The organism is Streptomyces sp. NPDC048002 (assembly GCF_040653275.1).
Classification (GTDB): domain Bacteria; phylum Actinomycetota; class Actinomycetes; order Streptomycetales; family Streptomycetaceae; genus Streptomyces.
Genome location: NZ_JBEZNL010000004.1, coordinates 175,862 through 190,057, shown reverse-complemented (window position 1 = coordinate 190,057; position 14,196 = coordinate 175,862). Strand labels below are relative to the sequence as shown.

Annotated in this window: 9 protein-coding genes; 6 read left to right on the top strand and 3 right to left on the bottom strand. The window is 73.0% G+C overall.

Features of this window, described 5'->3' with window-relative positions:
• Window positions 1-18: 18 nt before the first annotated feature.
• Together AB0E07_RS08310 and AB0E07_RS08305 are read right to left on the bottom strand one after the other, a co-directional pair.
• Window positions 19-6,336, bottom strand: a complete 6,318-nt coding sequence (locus tag AB0E07_RS08310) for an amino acid adenylation domain-containing protein (protein WP_362247544.1) — start codon at window positions 6,334-6,336, stop codon at window positions 19-21.
• 130 nt (window positions 6,337-6,466) lie between these two features.
• The gene (locus AB0E07_RS08305) at window positions 6,467-7,006 is read right to left on the bottom strand and encodes a GNAT family N-acetyltransferase (RefSeq protein ID WP_362247543.1); all 540 of its coding nucleotides are present in this window, start codon (window positions 7,004-7,006) and stop codon (window positions 6,467-6,469) included.
• 404 nt (window positions 7,007-7,410) lie between these two features.
• Here AB0E07_RS08305 and AB0E07_RS08300 point away from each other — a divergent pair, with 404 nt between their 5' ends.
• From AB0E07_RS08300 to AB0E07_RS08275, 6 genes are all read left to right on the top strand, one after another.
• On the top strand, window positions 7,411-7,665 hold the full coding sequence (locus tag AB0E07_RS08300; protein WP_362247542.1) for a hypothetical protein: 255 nt from the start codon (window positions 7,411-7,413) through the stop codon (window positions 7,663-7,665).
• 121 nt (window positions 7,666-7,786) lie between these two features.
• Window positions 7,787-8,179 (top strand): hypothetical protein, encoded by a 393-nt coding sequence (locus AB0E07_RS08295; RefSeq protein WP_362247541.1) that lies wholly within the window; start codon window positions 7,787-7,789, stop codon window positions 8,177-8,179.
• 111 nt (window positions 8,180-8,290) lie between these two features.
• Entirely contained in the window at window positions 8,291-10,690 is a 2,400-nt protein-coding gene (locus tag AB0E07_RS08290) for a Helicase associated domain protein (protein ID WP_362247540.1), read from the top strand.
• 269 nt (window positions 10,691-10,959) lie between these two features.
• Entirely contained in the window at window positions 10,960-12,000 is a 1,041-nt protein-coding gene (locus AB0E07_RS08285; RefSeq protein WP_362247539.1) for a winged helix-turn-helix domain-containing protein, read from the top strand.
• Window positions 12,001-12,166: 166 nt separating this feature from the next.
• On the top strand, window positions 12,167-12,583 hold the full coding sequence (locus AB0E07_RS08280; RefSeq protein WP_362247538.1) for a hypothetical protein: 417 nt from the start codon (window positions 12,167-12,169) through the stop codon (window positions 12,581-12,583).
• 65 nt (window positions 12,584-12,648) lie between these two features.
• Window positions 12,649-13,542 (top strand): hypothetical protein, encoded by an 894-nt coding sequence (locus AB0E07_RS08275; protein WP_362247537.1) that lies wholly within the window; start codon window positions 12,649-12,651, stop codon window positions 13,540-13,542.
• Window positions 13,543-13,631: 89 nt separating this feature from the next.
• Here the strand turns inward: AB0E07_RS08275 and AB0E07_RS08270 are convergent, their stop codons facing one another.
• Window positions 13,632-14,192: an XRE family transcriptional regulator gene (locus AB0E07_RS08270; protein WP_362247536.1), complete on the bottom strand. Its 561-nt coding sequence runs from the start codon at window positions 14,190-14,192 to the stop codon at window positions 13,632-13,634.
• Between the last annotated feature and the right edge of the window lie 4 nt (window positions 14,193-14,196).

Here is a 14,196-nt window from a genome sequence, read left to right as displayed (position 1 = left end):
GGTCAGAGGCCCGCTGAGTCAGAGGCCCGCGGTGAGGGACAGGTCGATCTCGTCGTCGCTCATCTGGGAGATCAGCTCCAGCAGGCGGCGCTCCACCTCGGCGGCGAGCCGCTCCACGGTGGGGTGTTCGAACAGGTCGCGGACCTGGAGGGGGCAGTCGAAGGCGGTCCGCAGCCGGGAGGCGACGGAGACGGCGCGCAGGGAGTGTCCGCCGAGGGCGAAGAAGTCGTCGTGGACGCCGACCCGGGGCAGGTCCAGGACCTCGCACCAGATCTGCGCGATGACGGTCTCCGCCGGGGTCCTCGGCGGCACCAGGGTCTGCGGCGCCCGGGGCGCGGGCTCGGGGAGGGCGGCGACGTCCAGTTTGCCCTGGACGGTCAGCGGCAGGGCGTCGAGCAGGACGAAGGCGGACGGCACGAGGTAGTGGGGCAGGTGGGCCCGGCAGTGGGTGGCGAGTGCCTCCTCGGAGAGGCCGCCGCCGGCGACGTAGCCGACGAGTGCGGGCTCGCCGTGCGGGGCCAGTACGAGGACGGCGGCGCCCCGTACGCCGGGATGGGCCCGCAGGACCGCCTCGGCCTCGCCGGGTTCCACCCGGAAGCCGCGGATCTTGACCTGGCTGTCGTTGCGGCCGAGGAACTCCAGCTCGCCGGAGGGCAGTCGGCGCACGATGTCACCGGTGCGGTACAGCCGGGCGCCGGGCCGGCCGTGCGGGTCGGGCACGAACCGTTCCGCGGTCAGCGCGGGCCGACCGAGGTAGCCGCGGGCCAACTCGGCGCCGCCGAGCAGGAGTTCGCCGGGCACCCCGTGCGGGGCGAGTTCCCCCTGGGGCTCGACGACGTACGTACGGCGGCCGCCCAGGGCCCGGCCGATGGGCACCCGGCCCTCGGGTCGGTTGGCGACGGTGTGCGCGGTGGCGGAGATGACCGCCTCGGTGGGGCCGTAGGTGTTGACGGCGGGCACACCGGGCAGGTGGGCGAACCAGCGCTCCAGCGGGTCGGCGGGCAGTGCCTCGCCGCCGGTCACCAGCAGGCGCAGGGTGGCGAGTCGAGGGGCCAGCGTGTCCAGGCGCGCCACCAGCTCCACCCAGTACGACGGGGTCAGCTCCATGACGGTGATGCCGGACTCGGCGACCCGGTCGGCGAGTTCCTCCGGGGCCCAGATCTCGTCGGGCCGCACGACCAGGCGTCCGCCGGTGGCGAGCACGGGCAGCGTCTGTTCCAGGGACGCGTCGAAGGAGGTCGAGGCGAAGGTGAGCACGCGGTCCCGGTCGGTGAGGGCGAACAGCTCACGGGCGGCGGCGACATGGGCGTCCAGGGCGTGGTGCTCGACGCCCACGGCCTTGGGGCGGCCGGTGGAACCCGAGGTGAAGATGACGTACGCGAGGTCGTCGGGGCGGGGTGTGTGGCGCGGGCCGTCGGGCAGCGGCGTGGCTCGGTCGGCGCGGACGGTGCGGGCGCCGAGGGCGGCGACGGTGTCCTGGGTGTGCGCGTCGCACAGCACGTGCCGTACGCCGGCCTCCTGGAGCATGTGACGCAGGCGTTGCGGGGGAAGCCGGGGGTCGAGGGGGACGTGGACGCCGCCCGCCCGCCACACCGCGAGCATCGCGGCGACGGCTCCGGCGCCTCGGCCCGTGCAGACGCCGACCGCGTCGGCGGGGCGGACCCCCGCCTCGATGAGGGCGGCCGCCACTCCCCCGGTGCGGGCGTCGAGTTCGGCGTAGGTGTACGCGGTGTCCTCGCAGACGACGGCGGTCGCCCCGGGCCGTCCCGCGACCGTGAAGGCCGCCGCCGCGGGGATGTCGTGCCCGGCGGCGCGGAGCAGTTCCTCGCGTTCGCCGGCCGAGAGCAGCGCGGCCTCGTCGACGCGGGTCCCGGGGCTGTCCAGGAGGGTGCGCAGGACGCGGCCGGTGTGCTCGGCGAAGCGGGTGGCGGTGGCCGGGTCGAAGAGGTCGGCGGCGTACTCGACGTTGAGGGCGAATCCGCCGTCCCGGATCACGAAGGTGGCGGTGAGGTCGAACTTGGCCGAACTCCACGGCAGGGCCAGGTCGGTGGCGTCCATGCCGGGCAGCCCGCTGCGGCCGGTGGCGCCGTCCTGGACGTCGACCATGACCTGGAAGAGCGGGTTGCGGGACAGGTCCCGTTCGGGGCGCAGCCGTTCGACGACCTTCTCGAAGGGGACGTCCTGGTGGTCGAAGGCGCCGAGGACGACATCGCGGACGCGGTCCACGAGGGTGCCGAGAGAGGGCCGGCCGGAGAGGTCCGTGCGCAGCACGACCGTGTTGACGAAGAAGCCCACCAGGGGCTCCAGTTCGAGCCTGCCGCGGCCGGCGACGGGGGTGCCGACACAGATGTCGCTCTGTCCGGTCCAGCGGGCCAGGGTCGCCTGGGCGGCGGCGAGCAGCACCATGAAGCGGGTGGCGCCGTGCTCCCGGGCGAAGGCGTCGACGCGGTCGACGAGGTGGTGGGGCAGTTCGACGTCGACGGCGCCGCCCCGGCCGGTGAACGCGGCCGGACGCGGCCGGTCGGTGGCCAGATCCAGCACCGGCGCGTCCGCCAGCACCGCTTCCCAGTAGGCGAGTTGAGGCTCCAGGCCTCCGCTGTCGGCGCGTTCACGCTGCCAGACGGCGAAGTCGCCGTACTGGACGGGCAGGGGCGGCAGTTCGGCGGGGCCGCCGTGGGCTCGGGCGTGGTAGTGCGTGGCGAGTTCGTCGAGCAGGACGCTCTTGGACCAGCCGTCGGTGACGGCGTGGTGCAGGGAGATCAGGACGATGTGGTCGTCCTCCGCCAGCTCCCACACTCCGGAGCGCAGCAGGGGCGGCCGGGCGAGGTCGAAGCGGCGGGTGGCGAAGGCCGCGGCGCGGGGGCGCAGCGCCTCGACCCGGTCCGCTCCGTCCGGCGCCTCGGGCACGCGCTCCCAGTGGAGCGGGACACCGACCGGGTCGCACACCTCCTGCACGGGGCGCCCGTCGTGCTCGACGAGCGCGGTGCGCAGGACCTCGTGGCGGGCGACCAGGTCGTCCAGGGCCTGCTGCCAGGCGGCGCGGTCCAGGCCGCCGCGCACGCGCCAGCAGTACCACAGGAGGTAGGAGTCACCCCGGTCGGACGTGCGGTCGAGGAACCAGAGGCGTTCCTGGGCGAAGGAGAGCGGCAGCGGCCGGTCGCGGCCGACGGGCACGACATCGGTGGCGTCCGAGGCACGCGCGGCGGCCACGCGGGGGGCGAATCCGCGGACGGTGGGGTGTTCGAACACGGTGCGCAGTTCGACGTCGCGGCCCAGGCGTTGGGCGATCCGGGAGACGGCCATGGTGGCGAGCAGGGAATGGCCGCCGAGGTCGAAGAAGCTGTCGTCGAGGCCGACCCGGTCCAGGCCCAGGACGTCGGCCCACACCTCGGCGACGATCCGCTCGGTCTCGTCCCGCGGGGCGGCGTAGGCGGGGCCGGCCGCACGGTGGTGCGCGGGGTCGGGCAGCGCGGACCGGTCGAGCTTGCCGGAGACGCCGACGGGGAGCGCGTCCAGGACGACGAACTCGGACGGTACGGCGTGCTGCGGGAGGTGGCGTGCGCACCAGGCCCGCAGCTCGGCCCGGTCGGGTGCCGTCGGCGCGTCGGGGGCGGGTACGACGTAGCCGGTGAGGCTGCGTCCGGTGGCGCGGTCGGGGCGGGCGGCGGCCTGCGCGACGAGCGGGCAGGCCCGCAACACCGTCTCGATCTCGCCGAGTTCGATGCGGAAGCCGCGGATCTTGACCTGGTCGTCCCGGCGGCCGAGGAACTCCAGGTCCCCGCCGGGTGTCCAGCGCACGATGTCGCCGGTGCGGTAGAGGCGCCCGCCGGGCGGGCCGTAGGGGTCGGGCACGAAGCGGTCGGCGGTCAGGGCGGGCCGGCCGAGGTAGCCGCGCGCCACTTCGGTTCCGCCGATGAGGAGTTCACCTCCGACGCCGACCGGGACGGGTGCGCCGTCGGTGTCGACGACGTACACACGCCGCTCCCCCAGGGGGCGGCCGATGGGCACGGTGTGCGCGGGCGGGTCGTCGGCGTCGTAGGTGGTGGCGGTGACGGTGGTCTCGGTGGGGCCGTAGGCGTTGACGACCCGGACGTGAGGGACGGCGGCGTGCCAGGCGGTGAGGGTGTCGGGCGGCACCGCCTCACCGCCGAGGACCAGCAGGCGCAGGGTGCGCAGGGAGGCCGCGAGGCGGCGGTCGAGGCTCAGCGTCAGTTCGGCCCAGTAGGTCGGCGGCACGTTGACGACGGTCAGTGCGTGCCGTTGGACGATCTCGGGGACCTGGGTGGGCAGCCAGGGCTCGTCGGGGCGCATGACGACGGTGGCGCCGGAGGTGAGGGCGGGCAGGATCTGGTCGAGGGAGGCGTCGAAGGAAAACGACGCGAAGGCGAGGACGCGGTCGGCGGCGGTGATGCCGAAGCGGGCGCGGACGGCGGCCACGTGGGAGGCGAGCGCGGCGTGCTCGACGCCGACCGCCTTGGGGCGTCCGGTGGAGCCGGAGGTGAAGATGACGTGGGCCAGTTCGCGCGGGTGCGGCAGGTGGCGGGGTCCGTCGGCGACCGGGGCGACGGTGGTCACGTCGACCTGGACCGGGGCGAGGCCGGCGGCGTCGGTCGTGGTCGCCGGGTCGGCGACGACGCAGGCGAGACGGGCCTCGCGCGCCATGAAGGACAGGCGGTCGGCGGGGAGTTCGGGGTCGAGGGGGACGTAGGCGCCGCCCGCCCGCCAGATGCCCTCGATCGCGGCGACCGACCACAGACCGCGGCGCACCAGCACGCCCACCGCGTCGCCCGGCTCGACGCCCCGCTCCCGCAGGGCCAGCGCCAGGCCGCCGGTCATGGCGTCGAGTTGCGCGTAGGTGACGCTGTCGTCGCCGCAGCGCAGCGCGACCGACTCGGGGTTGCCCGCGAAGACCGGGAGCGGCGCCGGGGCGCCGGGGCGGTCGTCGCTGCGGTGCCGCTCGGGGCGGTCGTCCGCCCGGTGCCACTCGGGGCGGGGCCGGGCGGTCGCTCCGGGCCGGCCGGGAAGCGCGCGGGTCAACTCCGCCACGGGGGTGTCGGGCGCGGCCAGAACAGCTCCGACCAGGGCCACGTACGCCCGCCCGAAGGCCCGCATCGTGGCGGCGTCGAAGAGGGCGGTGGCGTACTGAAGGAGTGCGGCGACACTGCCGTCCGCGCGCAGCGTGAGGTCGAGGAAGATGTCCAACGGGGTCTCGGTCAGCGGCGGTTCGACCAGGGACACGTCCAGGCCGGGCATCCGGACCGGCTGTATCGGCGCGTTGAGGAGGGTGAACGATGCCTGGGCGAGAGGGTGCCGGGACAGGTCACGGGAGCCCCCGACGGCACCGACCACGAGGTCGAACGGCGCCTCCGCGTGGGCGAGGTCCACGGGGACGCGGCCGCGCACCCGGTCCAGCAGCGCGGCGAACCCGGGGGCGCCGGACAGGTCGGTACGCAGGACGGCGGTGTTGACGAGGGGGCCGATGACGCCTCGGCTGCCGGGCCGCGCCCGGTCGGCGAGGGTGCTGCACACGGCGACGTCGTCGCGGCCCGCCCAGTGCCCGAGCAGCGCCTGGTAGGCGGTGAGCAGGACCATGTACCGGGTGGCTCGGCGGGAGCGGGCGAACGCGTCGACGGCGGCGACGAGTTGGGCGCTCAGATCGAAGCGCACGACGTCACCGGAGCCGTCCCAGGTCCGTGGCCGCGGCCGGTCGGTGGGCAGGTCGAGCGGGGTGAGTCCGGCGAGGCGCTCACGCCAGTGGCCGAGCAGACGCTCAAGGCGCGGGCCGCTCAGGCGTTCCGCCTCGGCGCGGGCCAGGTCGGAGTAGGTGACGGACGGAGGCGCCACGTCCTCACCGCGGTAGCCCGCGGCGAGCTCCTCCAGCAGGACACCCCACGACCAGCCGTCCACGGCGATGTGGTGCACCTCGATCAGCAGCAGGTGCTCGTCGGGCGCGACACGGGCCAGGACCGCACGGACCGGGGGCTGGGCGGCCAGGTCGACACGGCGCCCGAGGAACCGGGCGTAGAGATCCTCCGCACCGGTCACCTCGGCCCGCTCCAGGGCGATCCCGGCGGGGGCGCCGACGACCGGGACGGGTTCGCCGTCCACAGCCGTGAAGCTGGTGCGCAGCGCCTCGTGCCGGTCGACGACGGCGGACAGCGAACGGTGCAGCCGGTCGGCATCCAGCGGTCCGCGCAGCCTCAGGACCAGCGGGAGCATCGCCCCGCTGGAGGAACCGGCGAGCTGGTCCATGAACCACAGTCGGCGCTGCGCGAAGGATGCGGTGCGGGTGTCGACGCCGTCCAGTGCCCTCTCGGGGGCCGGTCCTGATGTCACTGTGAGCCTCCCAGCCGTGTTTTGCAGCAGCCTGCCGTCGACGGCGGGGGGCCCATAGGGAAGAAGACGCAGCACCGCGCGCAGAGCGCGCTGCCGGACCGGCGGAACGGCAGGCTGTCCCCTCTCCGCCTCAGGCGTCGGCGGAGTCGGGGCCGCGCACGGCACCGGTCAGCGGGGCCAGCACCCGCCACCCCACCCCCTCGTACAGGGCCCGCCCCTCGGGCGTCGCCCCCAGCACGCCCGCCGTGGCGCCCTGTCGCGCGGCGGCATCGGTGAGGCGTCGCATCACCAGGCGTCCGAGGCCGCGGCGCTGGTGGGCCGGGTCCGTCTCCACCTGGTCGACGACCGCGGTCGGCCCGGTGACGGCCACCTGACCGCGCGCGGCGAACGCACCGTCGAGGCTCCGCACCAGAACGCGGGTGACGCCACCACGCGTCCAGGCACTCACCCGATACCCGTCAGGGACCAGCTCAGCGGGAGAGTCAGGGACAACCTCCAGCGAGACGGCCATCAGAAAGCCGGGTCCGCCAGCGAGACGCCACCCGGGCGCGAGCCAGGATTCAAGAGCCTCCGGCGCGACGAAGGTCTTCAGCCAGACGCCGGGTGCGGTGGCTCGCTGGGTGAGGCTGCGGACGGTCACTTCGTCCGCGGTGTGCAGAACATGACGCATGACGTGCGTCGGCAGACCGACGTCAAGGGTGAACCCCCAGGCAGAGGAGACAGGTTCGGCGGCCCCACGAGAGACGGACCAGCCGTGGACCCATGCGCGTACCGCATCGGCCGTGCGAGGGAAGGGCAGAACACGATCGCCAGATGTAATAGATGGAAGCATATTTTGATTATTACATCGCGCGACTGCCGTACGAGCTGTTCGGTGGGAGCACCGGCCGGCAGCCGCCCGTCCGAGGTGCCATCACCAGGTCTCCGCACCCCTTCCGTGCGAGGGCTCGCCTTCAGCCCCAACTCTCATTAGACAGCGGGGCGTTGAACGATTGAAGCGTGTCCCACGGCGGTCGGATTGCGGCAGAATGGAAAGACCTTGAGCACGTCGCAGCGAGTCGGAGGGAACTGCCCATGAGCAGCGGTACACCGGAGGCACGTGACGACGAGACAGAGCCGGGGTCGCGGCCCCAGCGCGGCCCCGACCGCTTCAGCGACGGCCCCCCTGATCCACTCGCCTCCATGCTGGCCAAGATCAACCGAGGGGAGCACATTCCGACTCCCGGTGACAGCAGCAAGAGCAGCGACGACCGCGACCCCCACGACGAGGAATGGCGGGAGCACGACCGCCGCGGCCCCTACGCACAGGGCCGTCGCCGGAAGAACTAGCGCAGGGGCCGGAGCTCCTGCATGGCCAGCGGGCAGGTAATCACCCTCAGTACGATCAAGTACGAAGGTGCCGGTCGGCCAGTCGCTGCTTCCCGTTGGACCGCACCACCAGGAGGAACGGGTGTCGGACCCTCAACCACTCGTCCCCGAGGACGTGCTCGCCAACGCCAAGAAGCTGGTGGGCCTCCCTCCCATCGTCGTGATCTGCGGCTCCGCCCGCTTCGTGACCGAGATGGACGAGGCCGATCTGCGGGAGACCAGGGCCGGAGGGATCGTCGTCAGACCGAGCTTCGACCGGCAGTCGCCGCGCCGACTCGCCGCCGCCGATCCAGCCGAGTCCGAGGCGCTGCGGGTGCGACTGCGCGAGTTGCACCGGGCGAAGATCCGGCTCGCTGACGAGGTGCTCGTGGTCGGGGACCACATCGGAGACACAACCCGAGCCGAAATCATCTACGCCCGGTCGCTGGGCAAGCCCGTGCGATTCACGCACCCCTCGGTCGCCCCCGGCGCCTGACCGCCCGATGTGAACGCGATCGGCCTCCTGTGGGTCCCGCGAAGGGATGCACGGCAGCCCGTGGCAATCTACTGTCCCTGACTTGACGGCAAGCGAGGAAGGGAACGGTCCGTGCCGGGAATCAAGCTGCGCGGCCATCAGGTCGAGGCCGTCGCGGCCGTCGTGCGGGGCCTCGACGTCCCCGTGGGCGGCATCCCCCACGACGGCCTGCGCGGACAGGTGCACGCCGCCTGCGGCACGGGGAAGACGATCATCGCCGCGGCGGCGGCGAAGCGGCTGGTGCCCAAAGGGCGCGTACTCGTGCTCGTGCCGACGCTGGACCTGCTGGCGCAGACCGTGCGGGCGTGGCGTGAGGTGGGGCATCGCGGGCCGGCGGTCGCGGTGTGCTCGCTGCAGGACGACGTGGAACTGTGGCACGTGGGGGTGCGCTCCACCACCAACCCGATTCAGCTGGCGCTGTGGCACGGCTCAGGACCCGTGACCGTCTACGCCACGTACGCGTCGCTGGGTGTGCTGGCGGAGGCCTTCGAGGGCGCCTACGGGCAGCAGCTGGCGCCGATGGACCTGGCCGTGGTCGATGAGGCGCACCGGACCTCGGGCTCGCTGGGCAAGGCGTGGGCCGACATCCACCACCAGAACAGGATCCCGGCGCTGCGGCGGTTGTACCTGACGGCGACTCCGCGGATCTGGCAGGAACGGCCAGCGGACTGGCAGGCCCGGGCGGGGGTGCTGGACCCGCTGCCGGAGATGATGGCGGCCTCCATGGACGACGAGGCGATCTTCGGTCCCGTCCTCTACAGGCTCAGCCTCGCCTCGGCCGTCTCCCGCGGTCTCCTCGCCCGGTACCAGATCATCGTGCTGGAGCTGACGGACCCGGTCGTCACGCCCGAACGGCTGCGGGGAGAGGAACGGAGCACGGAGGAGGTGCGGGGGCAGCGGCTCGGGGCCCTCCAGGCCGCGCTCCTGCACACGATGGCCCAGCACGACCTGTCGACGTGCATCACCTTCCACCACCGCACGATGGAGGCGCAGGCGTACGCGGAGGGCCTGGAGTCGGTGGCGGAGAAGCTGCACGCCGACCAGCCGCGGACGTACCCGTCGCGGGTCTGGGCGGACTGGCTGTGCGGCGAACACGTCCCCGAGCACCGGCGGGCAGTCCTGGGCCGGTTCGGTTCGACGGCCCGGCGGGCCGTGCTCTCCAACTGCCGGGTCCTCGGCGAGGGCGTCGACATCCGGGCCGTGGACTCCGTCGCGCTCCTCGACCCCAAGGGCGCGCCGCACGACATCGTGCAGGCGATCGGCCGCGCTCTGCGCCAGAAGCCCGGACAGGGCAAGCTCGCCTCGCTGATCGTGCCGGTGTTTCTCCGGCCGGGTGAGCAGCCGGAGGACATGTTCACCTCCAGCTCGTACCGGCCCCTGGTGAAGGTCCTCGAAGGGCTGCGAGCCCACGACGAGGAAGCCGTCGAACTGCTCGCCGTCCCGCAGGAGCCCCAGAAGGACTTCGCTCACCCGTCCGTGAACATCGGCACGGCTCCGGAAGCGGGCGAGCAGGAGTCCCGCCTGCTGCTCCGTTTCGCGCTCCCCCGGGACCCGGTGATGGTCGCGGACTGGGTGTCCTTCAACGTCATCGACACCGAACGGCAGGACTGGGCACGCGGCTGGTCGGCACTCAAGCGGTTCACCGAGCGGGAGCGGCACGCCCGCGTGCCCTACGGCCACAAGGAGGGCACCTTCCCGCTCGGGTCCTGGGTCGCTGAGCAGCGACGGGCCTACGGGGCCCAGCAGATGCCGGGCCGCCGCGCCGCCCGGCTGGAACAGCTCGGCATGGTCTGGTCGGTCGCCGACGAGCGCTTCCAGGAGAACCTGGCCGCCGCACGGGCCTACTACGACCGGCACTGGACCCTGTGCGCACCCCGCACCGCCACCATGCTGGACCGGCCCATCGGGCAATGGCTGTCCAACCTCCGCAGGCCGGGCGCCCTCACCGACAGGCCGGAATGGGAAGCGGCGCTCAAGGCCGTCGACCCGGACTGGAACCCGACCTGGCCGGCGGCGTGGCAACGTCACTACGCCGCCCTGCGCGAACTCCTGCACGACGAGGGCGGCCGGACCGACGTTCTGCCCGGCGTCACCGTCCACGGTATGGACATCGGCCGGTTCGCGGCCAAGCAGCGACAGCACGAGGCCTGGGAGGCCCTGTCCGAGGGGCAGCGCGAGCGCTTGGAGCAGCTCGGCCTCACGCCGTCGGCTCCCCCCGCCGAACCGGAGACGCCCGAAAAGCAGACCGCCGCGCCCCTGGGCGCCTTCGAACGGGGCATCGCCGCCCTCGCCCAGTACAAGGCCCGCACCGGATCCGTCGGGCCCATCAGCCGGTCACACGTGGAACGGCTCGCCGACGGAACCGACGTACGACTCGGCGTCTTCCTGTCGAACACGAAATCACGCCGCGAGAAGCTGACCGCCGACAAACTCCGGGCGCTGGCCGAACTCGGGCTGGAATGGGCGGAGTGATCACCGCGCCGATTGGCGGAGTAATCACCGCCTCGATAGGCGTAGTTGTCGCCTCCCGATGGGCGGGGGGTGTCACCGTGCCGATACGCCAAAGAATCCGCGTGCCGAACCGCACAAGCTGAGCGTGCCGTTCCTCTCGCGCCGTCCGTCAACGTCCGACACCGCGTGTGACGGCGGACGCCGTCCGATTACACGTGTTCCCTTCCGGTGACGGGCCTCGCAAGGCTGCCCCCGAGCGATGTGACACCGTAGACGGGGGGACAGCAGTCATGCTGCGCATCCACTTCACGCCCGAGGACCTGGCCCGTGTCAGCCTGGCCAGGGCGCCCGACCCGCTCTGGGAGGCGGTGTGCAGCCTGCACCGACTCCAGACGACCCGCGGGCGATGGGCCTACGCGGACTGGTACCGCGACGCCCGGCAGATGCTCGCCGGCCGACCGCTCGGCTCGGCCGTCCGCACCCTCCTCGTCCCGGTCCTGCCCAGGGCCCGGTACTTCCCTGACTTCCTCACCCCGCACGAGTCCGCGGACGGACTCGAAGCGGGTCTCGCCGCCATCCTCGACGCACCCACTACCCGGGTGAGCCGCGAGATACGGCTACTGGAGGGCGTCAACGGCCCGTCCACCTGGGCCCGAAGACTCGTCGACCGCGGCGCCCGCGAACAGCTCACCCAGGTCCTGAAGACCTACTACGACGCGGTGGTCGCGCCTCACCACGACCGGCTCCACGCCCACCTCGCCGGGGAACGCGGCCGACTCGCCCGACCGGTACTCGACACCGGCGGCGAGGCACTGCTGACCGCTCTGGCGCCCGCGATGCGCTGGCGGCCGCCGGTGCTGCACGTCGACTACGTCAACGACCGCGACCTGTACCTGCGGGGCCGGGGCCTGCATCTGGTCCCCTCCCACTTCTGCTGGCAGACGCCGATCGGGCTCGCCGACGGCGCACTGCGACCCGTACTCGTCTACCCCCTCCACCGCTCCCGCCCACCGGCTGCCCCGGCCTCGTCCGATGCCTCGCTCGCCGCGCTGCTGGGCAGGACACGAGCCGCGGCGCTGCGGGCCGTCGCCACGGGTGCGACCACCTCCGAACTCGGCCGCACCCTGGGCGTCTCCCCGGCCACCGCCACGCACCACACCACAGTGCTGCGCAACGCGAACCTGATCATCAGCCGGCGTTTCCACAACACCGTGCTGCACACCCTCACCCCGCTCGGCGCGGCGATGCTCCGCCCGAAGGCGCCGTCCCGCGGGGGACCGGATCCGGACACCTCCCGCCCGTCCCTGCCGCCACAGGAGCCCCGCGGCTAGCGGCGGAGTAGCGGGCTCCACCGATTCGCCTCGCACTTTCGAGGACCGTCAAAGGTCGTCGCCGGGGCCGGCCGTCCCCTGCGAGCGTGTGCCGCGTACCACCCAGGCGGGTTCCATCCGCTCGGGAAGGGCAAGAGCCGCGTTTCGACATCCACTTGGGGGAATCATGAAACGAGCCGTACTGGCAAGCTCCGTCGCACTCGCCTCGGCAGCCGCGTGTCTGGTGGCCTTCGCGCCCACCGCGTCGGCCGCTCCGCAGGCGTGCGTCGGCTCCTCGATCACCACGGGCGCGTACGGGGGCGTCGGCACCATCCGCTACAAGTCGGCCTCCAGCACCTGCGGCGACCTCAACCTCACCTACTCCAACGACTCGACGACCACCATCGGCGACCGCTACGCCGGCCGGCTGCGCAACTCCAGCGGCGTGTGGAACACCTGCAACAAGGGGTACGTCTGGGCCTCGGACGGCAGCCACAGCATCAACGACTCCACCTACTGGCTGTGCACCGACGTGAACGACAACACCCCGTTCACGGTGGCCAGTTACTACGACGGCGGCGACTCGGTCACGATCACCCACTGACCACGTCCGGCGCGGGCCGGGGCCCTGCGGGGGTCCCGGCCCACCACCAGGAGACGAGGGAGCACATGCCGATCAACAGCCCAGCGAGCCCCCGGCCGGCGGCCGTTGCCGCCGTCGTCGTAGCGGCGCTGCTGACGGCCTGCTCGGGTGGGGCGGACAGCCCTGGCAGTTCGAGCGGCGAACGGGACGACGGCGCCGCGACGACCGTCACTCAGGCCGGGCTCAGCCGGAGCCTGCCCGACGACCCCGTGCGGATGGTGCTGCCGACGACCGGCGCGGAAACCCGCTGGACCCAAGGACTGGACGTGTTCGTCCAGCAGGTCGCGCGGTCCGCGGCCGTCTCCTGCGCGAGTGAACGGGGCGTGGCGCTGCCCGAGGCGGTACCGCCCGCCTTCATCCGCTTCTCGGAACTCCCCGACCTGGACTTCATCGCCCGGCACGGCACCAGTGCCAGCGCGCCGGTGCCCACGCCAGCAGCGGGCCCCACCGCCACCCGGACCGCCACCCCGGCCGTGCAACGCCGGTGCGCGAGCGAGGGCAAGGCCGCGGCCGACGCCCTGCGCGACCTCTACGCCCCGCTCCAGCAGGAGTGGTTCGGCGAACTCGTCTCCCTGCGCCGGGACCCTGCTGCGACCCGGGCCCTGGATGCCCTGCCCGACTGCCTCGCCGAGTACGGCATCGAAGTCCCCGACGAGGACGGCTTCTTCGCCGTCGCCGACACCCACATGCAAACCGCCGCCCCCGCCGACCTGCCTCGCGAGGGCCGCGTACTGGGCCAGGCGTACGCGGCCTGCATGCGTCCGGTCGAGGCGGTCCGCGAGCCCGCCCGCACCCGCCTGCTGAGCCGCTTCCGCACCACGCACGCGGAGGAACTCCGCTCTCTGCGCGGCGCATTGCTGCCGGCCCTGCGGAAGGCCTCGGCCGAACACGGGGTGAGCCTGGTCTTTCCGGCGCCGTGAACGTCCCGAAGCGCCTCGGCTCGGGCCCGTCCTTCCGATGGCCCTGCTCGCGCGCCCAGATTCAGTAGTCCAGGCCCAGTAGTCCAGACTCAGTAGTCCAGGTCCAGGTAGTCGATGTCGTTGATCTCCACCTCCGACAGGCCCATGGCGCGGACGCCGCCGTCCTGGAAGTAGACCTCCTTGAGTCCCTCGGCGATGATCCCGCGCATCTGCTGGTCCGCGGCCCCTGCTTCGCGGGCCTCGAAGAGGCGTTGGGCGTAGGCCGGCGGGAGGTGGACGGTGAGGCGGCGGAAGCGTCCGTCGTCGGTGGTGCCGACCGGTGCGGTGTAGCCGAAGCGGGCGCGGGTCTCGACGGTGATGCCGCCCGTGGTGGCGGCCTGGCGTCGACGGCGCTTGCGGACCAGGGGCTGCCAGCGCTGCCGCACCAGGGTGTCGATCTTCGCGGCGACGTCGGGGCGGGCGTGTCTGCGGGCGCCGCGCCGGTAGCGGTTGACGGAGTCGGCCGTGACTCCGATCTCGCGTGCGACGGCCTTCGCGCTGCCCAACTGCCGGATCAGGTAGCCGATCTGGCCCTTGAGGGTTTTCGGGGGCTCGCGGGTGAAGCTCTCGCGGTCGGCGCGTTCGATGGCGTCGTCGATCTCTCCGGCCATGGTG